Source organism: Prevotella amnii DSM 23384 = JCM 14753, assembly GCF_000378745.1.
GTDB classification, from domain to species: Bacteria; Bacteroidota; Bacteroidia; order Bacteroidales; family Bacteroidaceae; genus Prevotella; species Prevotella amnii.
In genome coordinates, this window is sequence record NZ_KB905273.1 from 63392 (window position 1) to 88537 (window position 25146).

18 protein-coding genes and 1 pseudogene are annotated in these 25146 nt (G+C 31.6%); 9 read left to right on the forward strand and 10 right to left on the reverse strand.

Annotated features, from left to right (window positions below):
* The first annotated feature begins 19 nt into the window (after positions 1-19).
* From rnr to F596_RS0104820, 6 genes are all read left to right on the forward strand, one after another.
* Positions 20-2305, forward strand: coding sequence for a ribonuclease R (gene rnr / locus F596_RS0104795; protein ID WP_019036058.1), 2286 nt, complete (start codon positions 20-22; stop codon positions 2303-2305).
* Positions 2306-2376: 71 nt separating this feature from the next.
* The gene (locus F596_RS0104800; protein ID WP_019036059.1) at positions 2377-3423 is read left to right on the forward strand and encodes a C1 family peptidase; all 1047 of its coding nucleotides are present in this window, start codon (positions 2377-2379) and stop codon (positions 3421-3423) included.
* 437 nt (positions 3424-3860) lie between these two features.
* Positions 3861-5372 carry a GH3 auxin-responsive promoter family protein gene (locus tag F596_RS0104805; RefSeq protein WP_019036060.1) on the forward strand — a complete coding sequence of 504 codons (1512 nt, stop codon included), beginning with the start codon at positions 3861-3863 and terminating at the stop codon, positions 5370-5372.
* 30 nt (positions 5373-5402) lie between these two features.
* Entirely contained in the window at positions 5403-7466 is a 2064-nt protein-coding gene (locus F596_RS0104810; protein WP_019036061.1) for an Ig-like domain-containing protein, read from the forward strand.
* A gap of 4 nt (positions 7467-7470) precedes the next feature.
* Positions 7471-8517 (forward strand): glycosyltransferase family 9 protein, encoded by a 1047-nt coding sequence (locus F596_RS0104815; protein WP_008447389.1) that lies wholly within the window; start codon positions 7471-7473, stop codon positions 8515-8517.
* 522 nt (positions 8518-9039) lie between these two features.
* Complete coding sequence (locus F596_RS0104820) at positions 9040-9849, forward strand: DUF3108 domain-containing protein (protein WP_024992630.1); 810 nt, start codon at positions 9040-9042, stop codon at positions 9847-9849.
* A gap of 180 nt (positions 9850-10029) precedes the next feature.
* On the opposite strand, the gene rnc is transcribed toward F596_RS0104820, so the two are convergent.
* The 3 genes from rnc to F596_RS0104835 form a co-directional block, all read right to left on the reverse strand.
* Positions 10030-10860, reverse strand: coding sequence for a ribonuclease III (gene rnc, locus F596_RS0104825; RefSeq protein ID WP_019036063.1), 831 nt, complete (start codon positions 10858-10860; stop codon positions 10030-10032).
* Complete coding sequence (fabF, locus tag F596_RS0104830) at positions 10850-12112, reverse strand: beta-ketoacyl-ACP synthase II (RefSeq protein WP_008447285.1); 1263 nt, start codon at positions 12110-12112, stop codon at positions 10850-10852. Before fabF ends, rnc begins: the two co-directional genes overlap by 11 nt.
* 82 nt (positions 12113-12194) lie before the next feature.
* The gene (locus F596_RS0104835) at positions 12195-12431 is read right to left on the reverse strand and encodes an acyl carrier protein (protein ID WP_004336747.1); all 237 of its coding nucleotides are present in this window, start codon (positions 12429-12431) and stop codon (positions 12195-12197) included.
* Between the two features lie 448 nt (positions 12432-12879).
* Between F596_RS0104835 and F596_RS0104840 the strand changes: the two genes are divergently transcribed.
* Positions 12880-13482 (forward strand): DUF4254 domain-containing protein, encoded by a 603-nt coding sequence (locus F596_RS0104840; RefSeq protein WP_008447350.1) that lies wholly within the window; start codon positions 12880-12882, stop codon positions 13480-13482.
* 65 nt (positions 13483-13547) lie between these two features.
* On the opposite strand, the gene F596_RS0104845 is transcribed toward F596_RS0104840, so the two are convergent.
* From F596_RS0104845 to leuS, 3 genes are read right to left on the reverse strand one after another with little or no spacing between them, the layout of a single operon-like run.
* Positions 13548-14135, reverse strand: coding sequence for a non-canonical purine NTP diphosphatase (locus F596_RS0104845; RefSeq protein ID WP_019036064.1), 588 nt, complete (start codon positions 14133-14135; stop codon positions 13548-13550).
* A 10-nt stretch (positions 14136-14145) separates the two neighbouring features.
* Positions 14146-15120 (reverse strand): YitT family protein, encoded by a 975-nt coding sequence (locus F596_RS0104850; RefSeq protein WP_008447268.1) that lies wholly within the window; start codon positions 15118-15120, stop codon positions 14146-14148.
* Positions 15117-17999 carry a leucine--tRNA ligase gene (gene leuS, locus F596_RS0104855; protein WP_019036065.1) on the reverse strand — a complete coding sequence of 961 codons (2883 nt, stop codon included), beginning with the start codon at positions 17997-17999 and terminating at the stop codon, positions 15117-15119. Before leuS ends, F596_RS0104850 begins: the two co-directional genes overlap by 4 nt.
* Positions 18000-18258: 259 nt before the next feature.
* Here leuS and F596_RS0104860 point away from each other — a divergent pair, with 259 nt between their 5' ends.
* Both F596_RS0104860 and F596_RS0104865 read left to right on the forward strand, forming a co-directional pair.
* Positions 18259-18741: an RNA polymerase sigma factor gene (locus F596_RS0104860; protein ID WP_019036066.1), complete on the forward strand. Its 483-nt coding sequence runs from the start codon at positions 18259-18261 to the stop codon at positions 18739-18741.
* A 21-nt stretch (positions 18742-18762) separates the two neighbouring features.
* Positions 18763-19383, forward strand: a complete 621-nt coding sequence (locus tag F596_RS0104865; protein WP_019036067.1) for a hypothetical protein — start codon at positions 18763-18765, stop codon at positions 19381-19383.
* Positions 19384-19449: 66 nt separating this feature from the next.
* Here the strand turns inward: F596_RS0104865 and mutS are convergent, their stop codons facing one another.
* The 4 genes and pseudogenes from mutS to F596_RS10825 form a co-directional block, all read right to left on the reverse strand.
* Positions 19450-22113 (reverse strand): DNA mismatch repair protein MutS, encoded by a 2664-nt coding sequence (gene mutS / locus F596_RS0104870; protein WP_019036068.1) that lies wholly within the window; start codon positions 22111-22113, stop codon positions 19450-19452.
* Between the two features lie 117 nt (positions 22114-22230).
* A complete protein-coding gene (lgt, locus tag F596_RS0104875) occupies positions 22231-23073 on the reverse strand; it encodes a prolipoprotein diacylglyceryl transferase (RefSeq protein ID WP_019036069.1) in 843 nt (280 codons plus the stop codon).
* A 23-nt stretch (positions 23074-23096) separates the two neighbouring features.
* Positions 23097-24200, reverse strand: a complete 1104-nt coding sequence (gene ychF, locus F596_RS0104880) for a redox-regulated ATPase YchF (protein WP_008447212.1) — start codon at positions 24198-24200, stop codon at positions 23097-23099.
* Between the two features lie 700 nt (positions 24201-24900).
* A pseudogene (locus F596_RS10825) lies at positions 24901-25146 on the reverse strand (IS982 family transposase); the annotation flags it as partial.

The following is a 25146-nucleotide window of genomic DNA, read 5'->3' on the forward strand; positions in this document are numbered from 1 at the left end:
ATCAAAGACATATTTTAATATGGTAAAAGAAAAGAAAACTGGAAAAAGATTAACCAAAAAACAATTGTTCAATATATTAACCGATTTTTTCCAAGCTAATCCAAATAACATTTTTAGTTTTAAAGAGATATTCAAAGCTCTCAAACTTACTACACATCCTGCAAAAATGCTTGCTATAGATGTAATGGAAGAAATGGCTTGGGACGACTTCTTAGCTAAAGCTGGAGAAAATGCTTATCGTCTAAACACAAAAGGACAAGTACAAGAAGGTACTTTTATACGTAAAGCAAATGGTAAAAATACTTTCTTACCTGATGACGGAGGTACACCTATATTTGTTTCTGAACGCAACTCTATGGCTGCTTTAATGGGAGATAGAGTAAAAGTAGAATTCTTAGCAAGAAGACAAAACCATATTAAGGAGGCAATGGTGATCGAAATATTGCAACGGAAGAAAGACACATTCGTAGGAAAGTTGCGCGTAGAAAAAGACATTGCCTTCCTTATAACACAAGACAACCTTTTTGTACACGATATTCTTATACCTAAAAAACGGCTCAAAGGCGGACAAACAGGAGATATTGCTGTAGTAAAAATAATAGCATGGCCAGATGCTGAACACAAAAATATATTAGGCGAAGTAATAGATGTTTTAGGTCAGGCAGGTAATAACGATGTTGAGATGCACTCTATTTTAGCAGAATATGGATTACCTTATAAATACCCAAAACGCGTAGAAGATGCTGCTAACAAAATAACAGGAAAGATAACAGAACAAGATTATGCCCAAAGAGAAGACTTTAGAGATGTATGGACATGTACTATAGACCCTCGAGATGCAAAAGACTTTGATGACGCTCTATCCATACAACAAATAGATAAAGATACATGGCAAGTGGGTGTTCATATAGCTGATGTATCACACTACGTAAAAGAAAATGACATCATTGACCGTGAAGCACAACAACGAGCTACATCTATTTACCTTGTAGATCGCACTATACCTATGCTTCCTGAACATTTATGTAACTTTATCTGCTCATTACGCCCTAATGAAGAAAAACTTGCTTTCAGCGTAATTTTTAATCTTGATAATGAGGCAAATATAAAAAAATATCGCATTGTACATACTGTTATTAAGTCGAACAGACGTTATGCGTATGAAGAGGTGCAACAACTTTTAGAAGATAATGGTGTTATTGATGGAAAAGGTATGCCAGCACCTAAGCCTGATAAAAATGGATATAAAGGAGAAAATGCAAAACAGCTCATTCAGTTAGACTGCCTTGCTAAATTATTACGCAAAAAAAGATTTAAAAATGGTAGTGTAAACTTTGATAGAGAAGAGATGCGCTTTGAGATAGATGAACATGGAAAACCACTGAGTTGCTACTTTAAACGCTCTAAAGATGCTAACAAGCTTATAGAGGAATTTATGCTTTTAGCTAATAAAACAGTAGCTGAAAGTATAGGAAAAGTAGCTAAAGGTAAAACTCCTAAAACTCTTCCTTACCGTATTCATGATAATCCTGACCCTATAAAGTTTGAAAACTTACGTGAGTTTTCTGCCAAATTCGGATATAAACTCAAATCTACAGGAACAAAAGGTGCTACAGCACGAGCCTTAAATAAGCTTATGGCTGACGTAGAAGGCACTAAAGAAGAAAAGGTTATACAAACCATAGCACTTAGATCTATGATGAAAGCTAAATATAGCATTCATAATATAGGACATTTTGGCTTAGCTTTCGACTATTATACACACTTTACTTCACCTATACGCCGCTATCCTGACACAATGGTTCACCGATTAATTACACGTTATCAACAAGGAGGAAGATCAGGAAATAAAGAACATTATGAAGAACTTTGTAAACATAGTTCAGATATGGAACTTACTGCTCAACAAGCAGAACGAGACTCTATAAAATATAAAATGGTAGAATTTATGAGTACTCACATAGGAGAATCTTATGATGCTCATATTACTGGCATACAGAGCTATGGGTTATATGCGGAAATAGATGAAAACCATTGTGAAGGAATGATACCTATTCGTGACCTTGGAGATGATTATTACGACTTTGATGAGAAAAACTATTGTCTTATAGGACGACGTAGACATCATATTTATCAGTTAGGTGATCCTATAAAAATATTAGTAGCTAAAGCTAATATAGAAAAGAAACAGCTCGACTTTACATTAGCAGACAGCGAAAAAAAGGTTAGTAATAACAATAATACACATAAATCGGCATATAATAAAAACTATAAAAAATATTCTAAAAAACGCCGTAAAAAATAATACATATAATGAGTATTACAAACCGTAAAAATAATATATAAGAAAAGATATACAACAAAAAACAGAAAAAGATGATAAAATATAAAAAAATATCTGTTAAAAAGATATTAGTATTATGCTTATTAACTATTTTTCTTGTAGGTTGTAACAAGAATACACAAACACACTATAATAGGAATATTAAGATAGATATAAAGCTACCAACAACGCCTATTAAAAATCAAGGAAATAGCCCTCTTTGCTGGATATATGGCATGCTTGCAACTATAGAGACAGAACACTTAGTAAAAGGCGACTCTGTAAACCTTAGTGAAGATTACCTTGCGCGCATGTATCTACGTGAACAAGCTATGCAAAGACTATATAACAAACGCAACTATCGTAACAAAAATATCGACCTAAGAGGTACGATGCCTATGGTCATAGACCTTTTACAAATATATGGACTACAACACATAGATGCTTATCATAAAACTAATAATACCAGCTATAATGTAATGGCTAAAAGGCTATCACTACTTACAAAAAGCTCATATAATGTTACACCAAAAGATATAGACAACTATCTTGATAAAAACATAGCTTTTATGCCCAAAAAAGTGTTTTTATACGGAGCTATTTATACACCACAAGAGTTTGCTAACAGCGTATGCACCAATGATGAATATACTGCTGTTACGAGCTTTTTACATCACCCCTTTATGCAGCGATTTCCACTTGAAATAACTGATAACAAGTTTCATAACACATTTCTTAATGTACCTTTAAACAAAATTATTACACTCATAGAACACTCCATACAACAACATCACCCTATATGCTGGGAAGGAGATGTATCTGAAAAAGGATTTAACTGGCAACAAGGTATTGCAGATGTTAATAAAAATATGTTACCTATAACTGCTGAAAAGCGACAAAAAGCATTTGAAAACTACCAAACCACCGACGACCATATAATGGAAATAGTAGGATTAGCACACGATGAAAAGGGGAAAAAATATGTTCTTTGCAAAAATAGTTGGGGAAAATCTAACTTTCTTAATGGGTTCATATTTTTAAGTTACGATTACATAAAACTAAAGACTATAGCTATTATGGTAAAAAATAATATCAAATAACTATTAATAACATATATACTATAAGATGAAAAGTAATGCTGTTTTTACTTTTAAAAATTAGGTTTTATACTAAAATAAAACACCTTCTATAAAATAAAAAATAAAAAAATGAATTGAAAAATAATTTATTTTTAGTGTATTTTTAATCTATTTTTATATCAAAAATAGGTTATTTTTTGAAACAAATTATAATCCTTTGATATTTAATCTTTTATGTTTTACTTTTAAACATATCATTTTTATTAAAGAAAATATATATATCAGCAAGTAAAACAAAACATCTATAAAAACATAATTTATTAAAACATAAATAATAGCATACTTGTAACTTTTTTCTACATTGTTAGTTATGTTAATTATCAAACTGTTAAAATATTGAGAAAAACGGCAATAATTGGCTTTTTTAGCGTAATTTTGTAATTTAAATATAAAGTAAAATGAATCTTACCAGTATAGTAAACAAACTGTATTTTAAATCGCGTCGAAAAGAGTTAGATCAGTATACTCTTCATACAGAAGAGCTTCAGCAAGAGGTAATGCTATATCTTTTAAATAGAGCAAATAATACTGAGTATGGTAGAAACCATCTTTTTTCAACAATAAATAAATACGAAGAATTTACACAAAACATACCTATAAACACATACGAAGAACTAAAAAAAGATATAGACCGTATGAGGCATGGAGAAGAAAATATCCTATGGCCTGGAAAAGTAAAATGGTATGCTAAATCATCTGGTACGACAAACGATAAAAGTAAGTTTATACCTATAACCCCAGAAGGTATACAAAACATACATTATAAAGGCAGTACGGACGTGGTAGCATGCTATTTAGATAACAATCCTAAAAGTCGGATGTTTGAGGGAAAGGGCTTAATCCTTGGAGGAAGCCATTCACCTAATTATAATCTACCCAATTCTTTAGTAGGCGATCTAAGTGCTATCCTCATAGAAAATATCAATCCACTTGCTAACTTAGTACGAGTACCTAAAAAACAAACTGCTCTTTTGAGCGATTTTGAAGTAAAACGTGATCTTATAGCACAAGAAACTTTAAATAAAAACATAACTAATATCTCTGGTGTTCCATCATGGATGTTATCTGTTTTAGTGCGTGTTATGGAATTATCGGGTAAACAACATTTAGAAGATGTATGGCCTAATTTAGAAGTATTCTTTCATGGTGGTATATCTTTTACACCTTATCGCAAACAATATGAACAACTCATAACTAAAAGCGATATGCACTATATGGAAACTTATAATGCTTCAGAAGGCTTCTTTGGAGTGCAAAACGATCCCAATGATAAAAGTATGATGCTTATGGTAGATTATGGTGTTTTTTACGAATTTCTACCCATGGACGAGTTTGGAAAGGAACATCCTAATATAGTTCCACTATCTGGTATTGAGCTTGATCGCAACTATGCTATCATTATAAGCACTTCATGTGGATTATGGAGATATATGATAGGAGATACAATAAAGTTTACTTCTAAAAATCCATATAAATTTATAATCACTGGTAGGACAAAATATTTTATTAATGCCTTTGGTGAAGAACTTATAATGGATAACGCAGAAAAAGGTTTAGCAGAGGCATGTAAAGTTACAGATGCACTAATATCAGATTATACCGCGGCACCCATTTATATGGATACAAATGCTAAATGTCGCCATCAATGGCTTATTGAGTTTACAAAAGAACCAAAAAGTATATCAGAATTTGCTGCTATACTCGACAAAAAATTACAAGAAATTAATTCTGATTATGAAGCTAAACGCTTTCATGATATTACATTACAACCACTTGAAATAATAGTAGCTCGGAAAGGATTATTTAATGATTGGCTAAAAAATAAGGGTAAGCTTGGAGGACAACACAAAATTCCACGTCTATCTAACAATCGTACAAACCTCGAAGAAATGTTGGCTTTAAACAAATAAGCCAATATTACATTTTTTTTTTTAAACTATATGAAAGAATATCATACTGATAAGCAAAAATATATAGGTAGCCATAAATATTTACAATTAGCTTTACTAATACTTTTAGGCTTTACTACCTTAATTTTTATAATTACTTCATGTGCCAGAATAGGTGAACCTGATGGTGGCTGGTATGATGAAACACCACCAAAGGTAATAGGAGCATCACCAGAAGACAAAGCTATAAATGTAAATAGCAAAAGAGTAATAATAAAATTTAATGAGTTTATCAAATTAGAAAACGCATCGGAAAAAATTATAGTTTCACCTCCACAATTAGAAATACCAGAGATAAAAGGGCAAGGTAAAAATATTAGTGTTAAGCTTCTTGATGAATTAAAACCTAACACTACTTATACTATCGACTTTTCAGATGCTATATCAGATAATAACGAAGGTAACCCTTTAGGTAACTATACTTACTCTTTTTCTACAGGTAATCATATAGACACTATGGAGGTATCTGGATATGTATTAGAGGCTAAAAACTTAGAACCTATAAAAGGAATTCTCGTAGGACTATATAACAATCAGAGTGATACTGCTTTTGAAAAAACACCTATGCTTCGAGTATCACGCACAGACAGCAGAGGACATTTTTCTATTAAAGGAGTAGCCAATGGCGATTATCGTATATATGCTTTAAAAGATGCTGATAATAACTATTTCTTTAATCAAAAGAGCGAACAAATAGCTTTTACACCGGAAGTTATCACACCATCTTCTAAACCTGATATAAGACAAGATACATTATGGTCGGATACACTTCACATAAAATCTATTGAACGTGTACCATACACTCACTTTCTACCAGACGACGTAGTATTAAGAGCATTTACAGAAGTACAAACAAACAGGTTTTTATTAAAAACAGAAAGAAAAAATGCCAATCATTTCACACTATATTATAGCTATGGAGATAACGAATTACCAAAAATAACAGGACTTAATTTTAATGCAAATAATGCTTTTTTGGAAGAACCAAGTCTTAACCAAGATACTATTACTTATTGGATAAAAGATTCTACGTTGATAAATCAAGATACACTTCGTATGAAAATAGATTATAATATGAGTGATAGCTTAGGAAAATTAATACCTAAAACTGATACTTTGGAAATACTTTCACGAGATCCTTACACTAAAAGATTAAAAATAAAACAAGAAAAAATAGCTAAATGGAAGAAGCTACAAAGCAAAAATAAAGAACGTGGTAAAAATTATCAAACAACAATGCCTACAGATCCTCTCACTATACGTATAAACGTAGATGCTGCAATGGATCCTGATAAAAACCCTTCTTTTGAAGTAGAAACACCATTAGCAAAAATAGATACTACCAAAATACATCTTTATGAAAAAATAGATTCCTTATGGTATAGAGCTAAATATCAATTGGGAACTGTAGCAGGAAATCCACGAAAGTTAATGATGGTTGGACAATGGGATCCCGGACATGAATACAGTATAGAACTCGATTCTGCTGCATTTACAGATATTTATGGTTTAGCTTCTAATAAAATAAAACAAGGTACACGCATAAAATCACTTGACGAATATAGTACCCTTACCCTAAATATTAAGGGAATGGAAGGAAAACACTGTTTAGTACAGCTAATTAATGATAGCGATAAACCCGTAAAAGAGGTACAAATGCAAAATAATAAAGCTGTTTTTTATTATATAAATCCTGCCAAATATTATATTCGACTTATAGACGACTGTAACGATAATGGTAAATGGGATACAGGAAACTATGCTTTACAACAACAACCTGAAGGCGTTTATTATTATGGAAAACAAATAGAATGTAAAGCTAAATGGGATATTACCGAAACATGGAATCCGCTATCAACACCTCTTTATAAACAAAAACCAGGTGCTATAACAAAACAAAAAGCTGAAACTGTAAGAAAAGCACGCAGCAGAAATGCAGAACGAGCAAAAAAATTAGGTATAGAATATAATCCAAAAAATGGCTTAGATAATACGCAGAAAATAAAGACTAAACTTTTTTTCTTTAAACATAAAAATAAAAAACAAAAGAAATAAAATAATGGAAACAAATCACTTACTCATCATTCGTTTCTCTGCAATGGGTGATGTAGCAATGACTGTACCCATAATAGCATCATTAGCAAGACAATATCCTAACTTACTAATAACAGTTTTATCACGCCCATTTGCTAAAGATTTCTTTGAAGGACTCAATGATAATATACATTTTATTGGTGCCGACTTAAAGAAAGATTATTTAGGTATTAGTGGCTTAAACAAACTATATAAAAAATTAAAAAGAGAAAACATTACACAAGTAGCTGATTTTCATAATGTTTTACGCACTAAATATCTACGTTTACGTTTTAAAATAAGTGGTATTCAAACAGCATATATTAACAAACACAAAAAAGGTAAACACAAACTTTGTAAAAGAAAACACAAACTACTTATACAACAACCTACATCTTTTGATAACTACATAGACGTACTTAAAACATTAGGATATAATATTAAAGCTAAACATAAAAGCATATTTATTCCTTACGGTAATATACAACCATGTAATATATATTATAAAGTAGGTGAGAAACAAAATACTGATCACTGGATAGGTATTGCACCTTTTGCTGCTCATAGTGGTAAGATGTATCCAAAAAACAAAATGAAAGAAGTTATCCAACAAATATCCACACTTCATCCTACATGGAAACTATTTCTTTTTGGTGGCGGAAAAAACGAATTAGACACATTTTATGAATGGGAAAAACTCTTTACGCAGTGTGTTTGTGTAGCATCTAAACTTAAAGGATTAAAAGAAGAATTATCTCTTATATCAAATTTAGATGTTATGATATCTATGGATAGTGCTAATATGCATCTTGCTTCATTAGTAGGAACACGAGTTATTAGTATTTGGGGAGCTACTCACCCATATTGCGGATTTATGGGTTGGAATCAAAAAGAAAAAGATGCTATACAAAATAACAAACTTTATTGTCGACCGTGTTCTGTCTTTGGCAACAAACCTTGTTATAGAAAAGACTTTGCATGTATGAATACTATAAAACCAGAAGATATAGTAAAGAAAATAGAAGAGGGATAGTAACATATTCCTCTTTTTATTATTTTACTAAAGTAAAACTAAGCTATTATATATAATAGAACTTAATCTAATAACTCTTTTTATTATATCTTATGCCAAGATACTTTTAATATCTTATCAACAAAAACTGTGGAAAACTATGTTTATAAATAGTGTAATAACCTTATAATAACTATAGGGATATTCACTATAGCAAGATAATAACAAAGAATTAGTGGATATACGCATAGTTATTAATAATGTTTTATACAAGTTTTACACAGATATTTTACTAAAAAAGATATAAACTTATTATCTTTGCAACAATCAATAAAATTGTGGAAAACTTAATATAAAACTGATTATCAATAAAAAAGCAATTTAATAAACTGTTGATAATAATAAATATAATGTTGATAAGCAATTAAACAAGAAAAAGATAAAAAAGTTATGCAAGTTTCCACATTACATCATACTACATATTTTTTATTTTTAAAAAATAAGAAATATAACATATATAATATATAAAATAGGGTAAAGCGTATGAAACAATTAAATATTTATATTTTGTCTTTTCTTCTATTCTTTACAATGGGAGTATCTGCACAATGTACTTTTAGAAATACAGCCTTTAATAGTGGGGAACATTTATCTTATAATCTTTATTATAATTGGAAGTTTATTTGGGTTAAGGCAGGTACTGCATCTTGGTATACAGTATCTTCTAATTATAATGGTGTTCCTGCTTATCGTGCTTCATTGACAACACGTGGAAATAATAGGGTAGATAATTATTTTGTATTACGAGATACTTTGTTATGTTATAACACTAAGAATATGGTTCCACTTTATTATCGTAAAGGTGCAAGAGAGGGTAAACGTTATACGGTAGAAGAGGTATTTTATTCTTATCATAATGGTGTTTGTAAGGTACGTCAACATCGTATAGGTACTGAGGGAAAGAATTATTGGAAGGATTATACTTCTAATGAATGCTTATATGATATGATGAGTATATTTTTAAGAGCACGTAGTTTTAATCCTGAGAGCTGGAAAAAAGGTTATGTAGTATATTTCCCTATAGTAGATGGAGATAGCCATAATGAGGCTAAAATAGAGTATAAGGGTAAAAAAATAATAAAGGCTGATAACAATATTAAGTATAATTGCTTAGAACTTATTTATTATGGATATGATGAAAAAAGATGGAAAAAGATAGCAACATTCTTTGTTACTGACGATCAGAATCATATTCCTATACGCTTAGATATGTTTTTAAAGTTTGGATCTGCTAAAGCTTTTCTTACTTCTATGCGTGGTATTCGTAATAAGATTACTTCTGAAGTGGATTAATAACAAACTTTTAATGTTTGTTTGGTATTATAAGAAAAAAATCCGATTAAAAAATGTAATCTTAAATGATTTATTTTAATCGGATTTTTATCATTTTTATTAATGTGTATATAAAAATACTTTTATAGATGTAGAGTATTTTTATATATCTAACTTTTTTTTATTGTTATATATGCTGCTTTATAATTTATTGTTGATAGATTCGTTTTGTAATTCTATAACATTTTCTTTTGTTTTCTTTTCTGTATCTATAGTGTAAAGTATGCTTTTTACAAAATCAGGTTCTCTTCTTATTCTTTTATAAGTAAGCTTAGCAGCATTTTGCTGACTTTCCTTTTTTGTAAACCCTTTACCTTCTTCGCAGCGTACATTACCAATAACAACTTGAGCAAGAAAAATAGGATTACCATTCTCATCAATAGATGTTTTTACTTCATCAAAGGTAACAGAAACTTTATTTTTCTGTGTCCATTCTATGAGTTTCGACTTATAGTTCATTTCTTGATAAGCCATTTTTTCTATGCTAAGTAGACATCCACAAACATGGTCACGCATGAAAATCATGCAGGCATTATATCCGTGATCTATATAAAGAGCTCCTACTAAAGCTTCAAAGGCATTACCTGCTATATTACAGTTATGTGTTATAGTATGCCCATTTTGCTTTAACATCTTATTAATACCCATTTCTGTTGATACCTTGTTAAGTGTTTCTCGTTTTACAATTTTTGAGCGTGTATTAGTAAGAAATCCTTCACGCTTATTAGGAAAACGATTATAAACAATATCGGCAACAACACAATCAAGTACTGCATCTCCTAAAAACTCTAAACGTTCATTATTTATTAGTTTACCTTTTTTGTTACGTTGAGATACACTTTTATGTAAAAGCGCTGTTTTATAATAAGAGATGTTGTGAGGAATAAAGCCTGTTATTTGGTATAAAGATAAATAAAGCTCCTTTTCTTTACGGAAAGGGAGCTTTATTTTATCTAATATTTTATTCAGCATATTTCTTGAAAATCACACAAGCATTATGACCACCAAAGCCGAAAGTGTTGCTAAGAGCAGCACGTACTTCACGCTTTTGAGCCTTGTTGAAGGTAAAGTTCAAGTTATAATCCAGTTCTGGATCTTTATCATCGTCCTTATGATTAATAGTAGGAGGAATGATATCGTTTTTTACAGCTAAGATGCAAGCCATAGCTTCTACAGCACCAGCAGCACCAAGAAGGTGTCCTGTCATACTCTTTGTAGATGAAATATTGAGCTTATAAGCAGTATCGCCAAAAAGTTTTTTTATAGCTTTAGCTTCTGAAATATCACCAACAGGAGTTGAAGTGCCATGGACATTGATATAATCGATATCTTCTACGCTCATACCTGCATCATTAAGGGCTGCTTTCATCACTAAGTTAGCTCCAAGACCCTCTGGGTGTGAAGCTGTGATATGATATGCATCTGCTGATTCACCTTCACCTGCCATCTCTGCGTAAATCTTTGCACCGCGTGCTTTCGCATGCTCAAGCTCTTCTAAAATTATACAGCCTGCACCTTCACCCATTACAAACCCATCACGAGATGCTGAGAAAGGACGTGATGCTCCTTGTGGATCATCATTACGGGTAGATAGTGCATGCATTGCATTAAATCCTCCAACACCACTTGGAGTAATAGCTGCTTCAGCACCGCCAGCTACTATAACATCTGCCTTACCTAGACGAATTTGATTAAAAGCGGCAGCAAGTGCTGTGCTAGATGAGGCACATGCCGATGTTGTAGTGTAGTTGGGACCGCGGAAACCAAACATAATACTAATATGTCCAGATGCAATGTCGGCAATCATTTTTGGTATAAAAAAAGGATTAAACTTAGGACCTTTTTCTTGATTCTTAGCATAATAACCCACTTCCTCTTCGAAAGTTTTAATACCACCTATACCTACTCCATAGATAACACCAACACGATTCTTATCTATAGTTTCTAAATTGATAGCAGAATCTTTTACGCCCTGAATAGCACTGATAACAGCTAATTGAGCATAACGATCAAGCTTACGAGCCTCTTTACGATCAATATAATCGTTTATATTAAGACCTTTTAATTCGCAAGCAAATTGCGTTTTAAACAAAGAAGCATCAAAATGAGTAATAGGAGCTGCACCACTCTTACCAGCAAGCATTGCTTCCCATGTTTCTTCAGGATTATTTCCTAAAGGAGTTACGGCGCCTAATCCTGTTACTACTACTCTTTTTAATTCCATTAAGTTTAATTTATAAGTTAGCTAAAAATAAAAGGCCAAGCAAAATTTTACTTTTGCTTGGTATTTCTTATTGCTAAAGATATTACTTAGCATTAGCTTCGATGTAAGAGATAGCATCACCAACAGTGGCAATCTTTTCAGCCTGCTCGTCTGGAATAGAGATACCAAATTCTTTCTCAAATTCCATAATTAGCTCTACAGTATCCAAAGAATCTGCACCAAGATCGTTAGTGAAGCTTGCTTCAGCCTTAACTTGTGCTTCATCAACACCTAGTTTGTCTACAATAATAGCTTTTACTTTTGATTCAATTTCTGACATAGTCTTAATTTTAAAATGTTTAATTATTAATTGTCAAACTTAAAATTCGTGTGCAAAGTAACAATCTTTTTTCTATGTGTGCAAGTTTTTTTCTTAAAAAAGTATATTTAATTGCACAAACTATATATCATTGTGCAACTTTTTTTTTAATTTTATTATCTTTTGTCATATTGCTATATTATAATTAAATATTAAAATATAATATTTTCAGAAATCTAATGTATCATAATTATGTATAATATTGCTACGGAAAAATATTAAATATTCTTTTTTTTTGCTAAAAAATAGATTTTTCTATATTTTATTTATTTTCAAAGGTTGTATTTATTAATTAAACTTGTGTATTTTGAGGTAGAATATGTATTAAGGAAAAAGGCTGCTTTTTATTTTGCACATTGCAGAAATTCTTATATATTTGCATTTAAATTAATATAAGTAATACATAAGAATGTCATTTACAGAGAATAGTAATAAAATTTTTAATCAGGCTATTAGAGATTATCATATAAAAGATGACGTAAATACGCCTATTGATAATCCTTATGATCGTAATTCTATAGAGAATCGTCTTTACCTAAAATGTTGGATAGATACTGTTCAATGGCATTATGAGGATCTTATTCGTGATCCACATATTAATGCGGAGGAAGGAATGAGCTTAAAGCGTCGTATAGATCATTCTAATCAAGATAGAACAGATTTAGTAGAGCAAATAGATTCTTATTTCAGACAACAGTATTCTAATGTCAATCCGTCTGCTAATGCTACTATAAATACAGAAAGTCCCGCATGGGCAGTAGATAGATTATCTATATTAGCTTTAAAAATATATCATATGCGAGAGCAAACAGAGCGTACAGATGCTTCAAAAGAACATATTGAAAGATGTAAGGCTAAATTAGCTATTTTATTAGAACAACAAAAAGATTTAAATATAGCTATTGATCAGTTATTAGATGATATAAAATGTGGACGAAAGTATATGAAAGTATATCGTCAAATGAAAATGTACAACGATCCAAGCACTAATCCTATTCTTTATAAGAAATAAAAGAGATATATTAGTTAATAAAAAAATATGGGCTACAATAAAATAATATTATTGTAGCCCATATTTTATAATAATGATATATCATTTAGAAATTTAGCTAATTTATTAACAGCTATTGCACGGTGGGATATTTTATTTTTTATATTTTCTCCCAAAGAAGCAAAACTTTTATTGTAATTTTCTGGTATAAAAATAGAGTCATAACCAAAGCCACCTGTGCCTGTCTTTTCTAAAGCTATATGTCCTTCTATACAGCCCTCAAACTGATATTCTTTTCCATTTATTATTAATGAAATTATAGTACGAAAGCGAGCTTTTCTATTACTATTATTACCTAATTTTCTTAAAAGTTTTCGTATATTAGCTTCGCTATCATGATCTGTAGTATCATCATAACGTGCAGAGTATACTCCTGGTTCACCATTTAGAGCTTCTACTTCTAAGCCTGTATCATCTGCAAAACAGTCTATATGATAGTGGTCTACAATATATGATGATTTTAGTCTTGCATTCTCTTCAAGTGTTGTTCCTGTTTCAGGTATTTCTTCATGACAACCTATATCTTCTAATGATATTATCTCAAAATCTTTACTAAGTATTTTTTTTATTTCAGAGAGTTTATGTTTATTATTTGTTGCAAATACTATTTTCATTATGTTTCTTTTATGTTTTTGGTATATTTTCTGTTTCTTCTAATATAGCTTTATGCTCTTTTACATGTTTTTGTTTTACAGAAACTTTGATAGAGTCAAATCCTTCACCATATACACCTATAACTGCACTTTGACTAACAAAAGCATTAGGATCTGTCATTTTTATAAGACGGAATATTAGTTCGCTTTCATTTTTACGAGCAAGAAGACATATTACTTTAATATCTTTTCCTGTATACCAACCATGTCCGTCAAGAATAGTCATTCCATGATCAGTTTCTTTAGAAAGAATAGTTGCTATTTTTTCATGTTTGCGTGAATAAATCATAAATTGTACAGAGGATCGTCGACGACTATAAATAAGATCGAGCATACCACATTCTACAACTATTGTGCATAAGCCATATACAACTTTATGTGCCCTGCTTGCCATATCTCCAAACTGTGGTATAAAAAAACAGCTTGATACTATTAACACATCAAGTAACATTAGTGCTTGTCCTAATGATACTTCTTTATATTTATTTACTACAGCAGCTATTATGTCGGAACCACCTGTACTACCATTATTTAAGAAAACTATAGCAAGTGAAGTACCTGTTAAGCAACAACCTACTACCATAGACATAAATGACTGGCTTTCACCGAGAATTTGGATATATTTACCATGATCATCTACGGGCATTAATATTTGTGCATATTCAAGCATATAGTATAGAGCTATTATAGCATATATGGTTTTTACCATAAATTTCCAGCCTAAAACTTTTAACGCAACGATCAGCAACGATACATTGATGATCATATATGTATAATGGATTTTAAAGCCTGTTGCGTAAAAAACTATAGCCGCTATTCCTGTAACACCTCCTGTTACAGTTTCATAAGGTAAAAGAAAGATAGTAAAAGCAGAGGTATAGAGTAATAAACCAAGAGTAATAAATATATAGTCTTTTACCTCATTTATAACTTTTGTGTTGCTCATTTTAATACAATATTAATAATTTTCTTAGGAACGATGATAATTTTTACTATTGATTTGCCAGCAATATATTGTTGACTCTTTTTTTCTTTTAGAACTTTATTTTGTATTTCATCATTTGAAGCATTAGCTGCAAAAAGCATCTGAAAGCGCGCTTTACCATTAAAAGAAACAGTAAGTTGCATCTGATCTTCTTTTAAATATTTGTCATCATATATAGGCCATTGAGCATCGCAGATAGAACCAGTGCCTCCTAATTGTTCCCAAAGCTCTTCAGCAATATGTGGAGCAAATGGTGCAATGAGTATAATTAGCTGTTTTAAAAGTTTTTTATTTGTGCATTTTTGTTGCCCTAACTCATTAGTACAAATCATAAATGCCGATATTGCTGTATTATAAGAGAAAGATTCTATATCCGATGTTACTTTCTTAATGAGCTTATGAACACTTTTTAAAGAGTCTTTAGATGGCTCATCATTAGTTAATTCTTGTTGGAAAAGTTTCCAAAATTTGCGTAAGAAGCGATGACAACCATCAATACCATTGGTATCCCATGGTTTAGAAGCTTCTATAGGACCTAAAAACATTTCATATAAACGTAGAGTATCAGCTCCATATTGATTTACAATAAGGTCAGGGTTTACGACATTGAACATTGATTTAGACATTTTTTCAATAGCCCAACCACATTTATATTTTACTCCTTCTATATATTTTTTACTGCCATCTTCAAAAATAAAACTTGCATTTTTATATTCAGGACGCCATGCTTTAAAAGCTTTTATATCTAAAATATCACCATGAACAATATTTACATCTACATGAATAGGAGTTACTTTATATTTGTCTTTCTGTCCTAAAGAAACAAAAACAGGGTCTTTACTGTGATCTTCTGTGTTTATACGATATACGAAATTAGAACGTCCTTGTATCATACCTTGGTTTATAAGTTTTTGGAAAGGCTCTTCTTTAACGCTATATCCATAATCAAATAAAAACTTATTCCAAAAGCGACTATATATGAGATGCCCTGTGGCATGTTCTGTTCCACCTACATAAAGGTCTACATTCTGCCAATATTCAACAGCTTTTTTTCCTACAATAGTTTTGTTATTGTGAGGATCCATATAACGAAGATAGTAAGCAGAAGAACCTGCAAAACCTGGCATGGTGTTTAATTCTAATGCAAAAATATTCTTTTGATCAATTAAACTCTTGTTTACAACCTTTTTTTCAGCTTCATTCCAAGCCCAAATAGGTGCTCTTCCCAAAGGTGGTTCTCCTGTTTCGGTAGGTTCGTATTTATCTACTTCTGGTAACTCTAATGGTAGACATTCTTCAGGAAGCATATAAGGCATATTGTTTTTATAATATACAGGAAATGGTTCTCCCCAATAACGTTGGCGTGAGAAAATAGCATTACGCAGTCGATAATTAATTTTTACTTGTCCTATTTTCCTTTCTGTAACAAATGTTTTAGTCTTAGCAATGGCTTCTTTAACAGTTAATCCGTTTAGTGAAAATCCATCTATACTAAATTTACCTTTTATAGGAGAGTTAATAACAATGCCCTCTTTAGCATCAAAACTTTCATGACTAATATCAGCTCCTTGTATTAAAGGGATAATAGGTAGATTGAAATGTTTAGCAAAAGCATAGTCGCGACTGTCATGTGCAGGAACAGCCATAATAGCACCAGTACCATATCCTGCTAAAACATATTCTGAAATCCAAATAGGAATTTGCTCATTTGTAAAAGGATTGATGGCATATGAACCTGAAAAAACACCTGTAACCTTACGATCAGACATACGTTCCAGTTCTGTACGTTTCTTTACATACGATAAATAATCTTCTACTTCTTTTTGTTGTTTATAAGTAGTGAAACTTTTTACCAACTCACTTTCGGGAGCTAAAACCATGAATGATACACCAAATATTGTATCGGCACGAGTAGTAAATATAGTAAATGTACCCTTACGAGGTTCTCCTTCAGATGTTGGAGTAATACTTTGAAATATCATCTCAGTACCCTCTGAACGTCCTATCCAGTTACGTTGTGTTTCTTTTATAGATTCTGTCCAATCTACAGTGTTTAATCCTTCTAGTAAACGCTGTGCATATGCTGATACGCGTAAGCACCATTGTTTCATCTTTTTTTGTACTACAGGATAGCCACCACGTTCACTTACACCATTTACAACCTCATCATTTGCTAAAACAGTACCTAACTCTGGGCACCAATTAACCATTGTTTCACCAAGATAAGCTATACGATAGTTCATTAAAACTTGTTGCTGTTCTTGCTCATTCATAGCATTCCATTGAGCAGCAGTTAAGTTTAATTCTTCATTTTGAGCAACATTAAGCCCGTCAGTACCATATATAGATAAGTGTTTTATTATGTTGTCTATAGGTAGAGCTTTTTGTAAATTGTTATCAAAATATGATGTAAACATAAGTTGGAAAGCCCATTGAGTCCAATGATAATATTTAGGATCACATGTACGTATTTCACGATCCCAATCGAAACAGAACCCAATTTTATCCAGTTGCTCACGATAACGAGCTATATTTTTTTCTGTAGTTATAGCAGGATGTTGACCAGTCTGAATGGCATACTGCTCTGCAGGCAATCCGTAAGCATCATAACCCATAGGGTTAAGCACATTAAAACCTTGTAAACGTTTGTAGCGTGCATATATATCACTGGCTATATAACCTAAAGGATGTCCAACATGAAGACCAGCTCCAGAAGGATAAGGAAACATATTTAGAACATAAAATTTCTTTTTATTTTCCTTTTCCACAGTTTTATAGGTATTGTTTTCTACCCATTTCTGTTGCCATTTCTTCTCAATGTCGTTAAAGTTGTATTCCATTTCGTTTGTAGTTATTATTTTTCTTGCATTATATGATATAGGCTAATATATATTTACTATTCATTTTTTAGTATGTATTAATGCCTAATATCCTAAGGTGCAAAATTACAAAATCTTTCTGAAAATCATATATTTGAAGTATAAAAAGTGGCAAGATATATATTAGTTATTTTACAAAATAATATTATCTTTGTGTTAAATCTTTTATTTTAGTGTAGTTTTTTAATACAGTTTTATGTCTAATAAGTAAAAAGATTATATGAAATCCTATCAAAACGAAAACGAGTTTATGTTTATCGTTCGTAAATATAAGGCAACGATATATACAGTTTGCTATATGTTTTCAAGTAATGAGGCAGAGATAGATGATCTTTTTCAGGAGATTATGATAAACATTTGGAAAGGTTTAGCTTCTTTCGAGGGGAAAAGTGATATAAAAACATGGATTTATCGTGTGGCTCTAAATACTTGTATAACACAAGATAAGAAGAAGAAACGGCAGAAAACAGAATCATTATCTATGAATATTAGCCCTTTTATAGATAGTGATATTGATTCGAAGCAGATACAAGCTCTTAATCATCGTATAAGCAGGTTAAATCCATTTGATCGAGCTATAGTGTTGCTTTGGCTTGAAAATATGAGTTATGAGGAGATAGGATTAGTTGTAGGTATTTCTACAAAAAATGTTTCAGTACGTCTTTTTCGAATTAAAGAGCAATTGAAAAAGATGAAAGATTAACTTAAATAAAAACAAAGATTTATGAATAAGCAAGTAAATGAATTAGAAGAGATGCGTAAGCAACTCAATATATTAAAAAGTAAATTATCCAATCAAGAAATTGTAAGTGATAAGATGATACGCCAATCTATGTTTAATAAGATGTCATTCTTAAAAAAATATGAATATTTTTCATACATTGGTATTATTATTAGTTTCTTATCTTTCTTATTTTTAACTATAATGTTGAAGACTTCTTGGTATTTTTTCTTTTTTTCAATGGTAGTAATAATTGCAGATGTTTTATTGGATAAATGGGTAAATAGTTTTTCAGATGAAGAGTTTCTTTCAGGAAACTTACTTCAGACAGCTCAGCATATGGTATGGCAGCTCAAGTTTCGTAAGTTAACAAATATCGTTGTAGGTGTTATTATATTTGTTATTTGGATACCATGGTTATTATTAGAGCTTTATAATGCTGATATATTTATAATTGTAAAGGCGCAAACAGGAATATATAAAGATCCTTTTCTTTATGGTTTTATAATAGGTGTTTTTGGTTTGATAGTAGGTATAGTTGTTGCTATAAAGATTTATTTTAAGATGCAGCGCACCAGTAAAGAGATTATAGAGCAAATAAATGAGTTAAAAGGAGAGTCTTGAGATAATATAAGGGTTATTGTTATTAGTAGTATTGCTTATTAATAGCTATATAGTCTTTTTTCTATATCAATAACCTTTTACAATTTTCTTAATTTCATTTAGCTTATTAAGTGCTTCTACAGGTGTGAGATTATTGATGTCCAAACCAATTATCTCATCACGAATTTGTTCAAGTACAGGATCATCGAGCTTAAAGAACGAAAGCTGCATATCTTCTTTGTTCTGTTCAAGTTTGTTTATAGATATTTTATCTTTACTTCCTACTTGTGCATTATCGCTTTCTAATTCACTTAAAATAGTTTTAGCACGTTTTACAATACTTCGAGGCATTCCTGCAATATCGGCAACATGTATACCAAAAGAGTGTTCACTTCCGCCTTTTTCGAGCTTACGTAAGAAGATAATTTTACCATTTACTTCTTTTACAGAAACATTATAATTCTTTATACCATGGAAGTTTTTTTCCATTTCGTTAAGTTCGTGATAATGGGTAGCAAATAGTGTGCGCGCTTTTGCGCGTGGTTGTTCATGTAGATATTCTACTATAGCCCATGCTATGCTTATGCCATCATACGTACTTGTACCGCGTCCTAATTCATCAAATAGTACTAAAGAATGTGGTGTAACATTGTTAAGAATGTTAGATGCTTCTGTCATTTCTACCATAAAGGTACTTTCGCCTAAGGAAATATTATCAGAAGCACCTACTCGTGTAAATATTTTATCTACTACTCCTATAGTAGCACTCTCAGCAGGAACAAAGCAGCCTATTTGTGCTAATAGTACTATAAGGGCTGTTTGGCGAAGTAAAGCAGATTTTCCAGCCATATTAGGACCTGTTATCATCATTATTTGCTGGTCATCGTTGTTTAGTAATACATCATTAGGTATATATTGTTCGCCTAATGGCAACTGAGTTTCTATTACGGGGTGACGTCCTTGTTTTATGTTTAAGATATTAGAATCGTCTACAATAGGTCTTATATAATTATGTTCTTTAGATGTATAGTAAAAAGAAAAAACACAGTCGAGATGTGCTATAAGGTTAGCATTGATTTGTATTTGTGGTATAAACTCTTGCATATCATTGATAAGTTCTAAAAAGAGCTTATTTTCTAAAATTAATATACGTTCGTCTGCTCCAAGTATTTTTTCTTCATATTCTTTTAATTCTTGTGTTATATATCGTTCTGCTTGTGCAAGTGTTTGCTTACGAATCCATTCTTGTGGAACGCTATCTTTAAATGTGTTGCGCACTTCTAAATAGTATCCAAATACATTATTGAAACCTATTTTTAAGGAGTTGATACCTGTGCGCTTTGCTTCTTGTTGTTGGATTTTCATTAAATATTCCTTGCCATGATCACGAATAGTTCGTAATTCATCTAACTCTTGATTGTAACCATGCGCTATGATATTACCTTTGTTAGTAAGTTGTGGAGGGTCGTTTTGTATTTCTTTTTCTATTCTGTTACGCAAGCTTTCACATAGATTAAGCTGTTCTCCTATTCTTTTAAGTACTTTATTGTCAGCGTGTAAGCATGCTTCTTTAACGGGTATAATAGCTTTTAAAGCATTTTTTAATTGTACAACTTCGCGCGGTGATACTCTTCCTACAGCTACTTTTGATATAATACGTTCTAAATCGCCTATACGGTGAAATTGTTCTTGTATTGTTTCGCAGAAGTTTTGTTGTTTAAAGAAATAGTCAACTATATCTAATCTTTCTTCAATAGTTTTTACAGTTTTAAGTGGAAAGACTACCCAGCGACGCAGCATTCTTCCTCCCATAGGTGTGATGGTGTGATCGATAACATTAAGAAGCGATGTCCCTTCTTCGTTTATAGTAGATATAAGTTCGAGTGAACGTATAGTAAAACGATCCATTCTTACGTATTTTTCTTCTTCTATACGTGTTAAGGCTGTTATATGTCGTATTTGTGTGTGTTGCGTAAGCTCTAAGTATTGCATAATGGCTCCTGCTGCAATGATACCATTATGCAGATGATCAACACCAAAACCTTTTAAATTAGTTGTAGCAAAATGTTTTAGTAATTTTTGATTAGCGTTTTGTTCTGTAAAAACCCAATCGTCCATTTCAAAACAACAAAGTTTGGTTCCGAAGTTTTGTTCAAAGTCTTTTTTACATGTTCTATCATATAATATTTCTTTAGGAGAGAAACTTCCTATGAGTTTTTTTACATAATCGTATGTTCCTTCACTTGTAAGAAATTCGCCTGTACTTATGTCAAGGAAGCTAATGCCACATGCTTGTTTGCCGAAATGTACAGCTGCAAGGAAATTGTTTTCTTTATAATTAAGAACATTATCAGTTAAAGCCACACCAGGTGTAACAAGTTCTGTAATGCCACGCTTTACCATCTTGTCCATAGGTGATAAGCCTTTTTTGCCTTTTATCTCTTCCCGCTTCTTTTTAGGGTCTTCTAACTGGTCGCATATAGCTACCCGTTTTCCTGCTCTGATAAGTTTAGGAAGATAAGTATCAAGAGCATGATGAGGGAAGCCTGCCATAGCAATATCACTACACCCTGCACTATTATTGCGTTTAGTAAGTGTAATACCTAATATTTTTGCAGCATCAATGGCATCGTCATGGTAAGTTTCATAGAAATCTCCACATCGAAAGAGAAGGAGGGCATCAGGATGTTTTGCCTTCATTGAGAAAAACTGTTTCATCATTGGTGTCATTCCTTTATCGTTTTTTGCCATTGATATTTATCCTTTCTTATAGGTTAATATAATAATTTATAATACACAAAAATACAAAAATAGAGTTTAAGAAGCAAATCTTTTCACGTTATGTTATGGTAAGATGTTAGGAGCTTTCTACGAGCCTATTTTTATCTCTTTACCTTTTGAGCGCCATATAGCCCATGCGCCAAGCAGTATTAGTGGTATGCTAAGTATCTGTCCCATATCCATAGGTAAGCCTGCTTCAAAAGCCACTTGTAGCTCTTTGGTATATTCTATAAAAAAACGGAACACAAAGATAAGGAATAAGCATAATCCGAAAAATAATCCTGTACCTACCTTTTTAGGGTTACGTCTGTAAATGAAGTAAATGATGCCAAAGAACAGTAGGTATGCGATAGCCTCATATAGCTGTCCCGGGTGGCGTGGCTTATTATCTACTTTTATAAAAATAAACGCCCAAGGTACGTTAGTTACTTTTCCAATGATCTCAGAGTTCATCAGGTTACCTATACGTATAAAGCATGCAGTGATACTGGAGCATATACCAAAGAAATCGAGTACCACCCATGTTTTCATCCTGTATCGTTTTATATATAGATATAGTCCCACAAGTAGTCCTATAACACCGCCATGAGAAGCTAATCCCTGATATCCTACAAACTTCCATTCTCCATTATAAAGGTGTCGTATAGGAATTATCATTTCTATAATATGATCCCATGAGGTTAAGAAATATTCAGGTTCATAAAACAGGCAATGTCCTAAACGTGCTCCTAACAAAATACTTATAAAGACGTATAGAAAGAGTGGGTCGAACTTTTCGCTGCTATATTTGTGTTTTTTGTAAAGCCACTTCATCATAAAGTAGCCTAATGCAAGTCCTAATAGCCAGCACATTCCGTACCAGCGTATACCTGCAGAGGCAATAGGTAAGAGATATTGGCTTGGGTTCCATGTGATATATAAAGGTAGCATAGTGTTTTTATTGAATGATTTTATTAAACATTAAAGCGAAAGTGCATGATGTCTCCATCTTGTACTTCATACTCTTTACCTTCTATACTTAACTTTCCTGCTTCACGGATTTTAGCTTCCGATCCGTATGTAATATAATCATCATATTTTATTACTTCTGCTCTAATGAAGCCTTTTTCAAAGTCGGAATGAATAACTCCAGCACATTGTGGTGCTTTCCAACCTTTATGGTAGGTCCATGCCTTTACTTCCATTTCACCAGCAGTAATAAATGTTTGTAGATTGAGTAAATGGTAAGCTTTATTTATTAGTCTGTTAACACCGCTTTCTTCTAATCCAAGCTCATCGAGAAACATTTTTTTATCTTCATAGCTTTCTAATGAAGCAATATCTTCTTCTGTTTTAGCGGCAATAATCATTGCTTCTGCACCTTCTTCTGCAGCAATCGCTTCTATTTGCTTACTATATTCATTCCCATGCTTTGCACTATTTTCATCTACATTACAAACATAGAGTACAGGCTTGGTGGTTAATAAAAACAAATCGTGAGCAGCTTGTTTTTCCTCTTTGCTATCAAAGGTAACGCTGCGTGCATTTTTTCCTTGCTCTAAAGCTTCTTTATAAGCATTTAAAATGTTTAGCAGTGTTTTTGCATCTTTATTACCTGCAGCAGCTATTTTTGCTGTTTTAGTAATTTGTCCTTCTACAGTTTCAAGGTCTTTTAGCTGTAATTCGGTGTCTATAATTTCTTTGTCTTCTATAGGATTTACTCTCATTCCTCCTTCTCTGACAACATTATCATCATCAAAACATCTTATAACATGAATAATAGCATCACATTCTCTGATGTTTCCAAGAAACTTGTTTCCTAATCCCTCGCCTTTACTTGCTCCCTTTACAAGACCTGCAATGTCTACTATCTCGCACGTAGCTGGTACGATGCGTCCAGGATGAATTATTTCTGCCAACTTGTTAAGTCGTTCGTCAGGCACTGTAATAACGCCTAAGTTAGGCTCTATAGTGCAGAAAGGAAAATTAGCAGCTTGTGCTTTTGCGCTACTAAGACAATTGAAAAGAGTAGATTTACCTACGTTTGGCAAGCCTACAATACCACATTTTAATGCCATATATTGTTTAAACGTTTATTTCTTTATTATGCAAAAGTACATAATAATAATGACAAAAACTATTAATGCACGATGATACTCGCTTTTTTTATCGTACTTTTGTATAATAATTATTATTAAAGGAAATAAAATCTGATGTCAAAAGATAGTACCCTTATAATTAATATATAAGAATTATATATTTATACTTTATGAAACGTTTTAAAAAATATTATTTTAGTTATCTTCATTCTTGTATATCTTTAGTAAAAAGCAAGATATTTATTTATCTTTTATTATTAAATTTAATTTCTAATTGCTCTTACTCGTATACGGATAAAACATTTATACCAATAGGGATAATGATATGTTTATCTTTTTCATTGGCATATATTGAAATGTTTTTATATCGTTTGTTTAGTAAAATAAGGCTTTTAGGAAAGATATATTTTATATGTGTTTCTATATTATATATTTTACTTATTATAATAGATTATTTTTGTTTGTTTAAATTTCAGACAACAATTAATCAAGATAAAATAGATATTATAAGGGAAACTACAACTAAAGAAACGGCAGAGTTTTTACATACATATTTATCTGCAGGGCTTGTTATTGGTATATTATTAGCTTGTTTATTGTTTAATGTATTATTATTTATACTTTCAAATGTAATAGCTAAATGTCGTAAACTAAATATTATATATACCCGTTGGCGGAATTAAGCCAGTGCATACTTGACTCTTCCAATGGGTCTATTATTAATGTGATTTAAATATTGCATTGCGGTAAAGGCACTGATTTTACCGATAATTCTTGTAAACAATCCTACTGTTTCCTTTGCATAGTTGCGGCAAATCATAAATTGGTCGCACATCTGCGAGAAGTCTGTTTCAATCCTTTTTCTCGCCTTCGCAAAAGGAATAAAAGTAGGTTTCCAATTCTTTTGATTGTGCCGATAAGGAAC

What these genes read in the sequence shown, in the direction of transcription:
- F596_RS0104810 (WP_019036061.1), top strand. Translation starts at nt 5,403, where the DNA reads ATGAAAGAATATCATACTGATAAGCAAAAATATATAGGTAGCCATAAA.
- rnc (WP_019036063.1), bottom strand. Translation starts at nt 10,860, where the DNA reads ATGCTGAATAAAATATTAGATAAAATAAAGCTCCCTTTCCGTAAAGAA.
- F596_RS0104850 (WP_008447268.1), bottom strand. Translation starts at nt 15,120, where the DNA reads ATGAGCAACACAAAAGTTATAAATGAGGTAAAAGACTATATATTTATT.
- lgt (WP_019036069.1), bottom strand. Translation starts at nt 23,073, where the DNA reads ATGCTACCTTTATATATCACATGGAACCCAAGCCAATATCTCTTACCT.
- F596_RS0104840 (WP_008447350.1), top strand. Translation starts at nt 12,880, where the DNA reads ATGTCATTTACAGAGAATAGTAATAAAATTTTTAATCAGGCTATTAGA.
- F596_RS0104865 (WP_019036067.1), top strand. Translation starts at nt 18,763, where the DNA reads ATGAATAAGCAAGTAAATGAATTAGAAGAGATGCGTAAGCAACTCAAT.
- F596_RS0104815 (WP_008447389.1), top strand. Translation starts at nt 7,471, where the DNA reads ATGGAAACAAATCACTTACTCATCATTCGTTTCTCTGCAATGGGTGAT.
- mutS (WP_019036068.1), bottom strand. Translation starts at nt 22,113, where the DNA reads ATGGCAAAAAACGATAAAGGAATGACACCAATGATGAAACAGTTTTTC.
- F596_RS0104835 (WP_004336747.1), bottom strand. Translation starts at nt 12,431, where the DNA reads ATGTCAGAAATTGAATCAAAAGTAAAAGCTATTATTGTAGACAAACTA.
- ychF (WP_008447212.1), bottom strand. Translation starts at nt 24,200, where the DNA reads ATGGCATTAAAATGTGGTATTGTAGGCTTGCCAAACGTAGGTAAATCT.
- F596_RS0104860 (WP_019036066.1), top strand. Translation starts at nt 18,259, where the DNA reads ATGAAATCCTATCAAAACGAAAACGAGTTTATGTTTATCGTTCGTAAA.
- leuS (WP_019036065.1), bottom strand. Translation starts at nt 17,999, where the DNA reads ATGGAATACAACTTTAACGACATTGAGAAGAAATGGCAACAGAAATGG.
- F596_RS0104845 (WP_019036064.1), bottom strand. Translation starts at nt 14,135, where the DNA reads ATGAAAATAGTATTTGCAACAAATAATAAACATAAACTCTCTGAAATA.
- fabF (WP_008447285.1), bottom strand. Translation starts at nt 12,112, where the DNA reads ATGGAATTAAAAAGAGTAGTAGTAACAGGATTAGGCGCCGTAACTCCT.
- F596_RS0104805 (WP_019036060.1), top strand. Translation starts at nt 3,861, where the DNA reads ATGAATCTTACCAGTATAGTAAACAAACTGTATTTTAAATCGCGTCGA.
- rnr (WP_019036058.1), top strand. Translation starts at nt 20, where the DNA reads ATGGTAAAAGAAAAGAAAACTGGAAAAAGATTAACCAAAAAACAATTG.
- F596_RS0104820 (WP_024992630.1), top strand. Translation starts at nt 9,040, where the DNA reads ATGAAACAATTAAATATTTATATTTTGTCTTTTCTTCTATTCTTTACA.
- F596_RS0104800 (WP_019036059.1), top strand. Translation starts at nt 2,377, where the DNA reads ATGATAAAATATAAAAAAATATCTGTTAAAAAGATATTAGTATTATGC.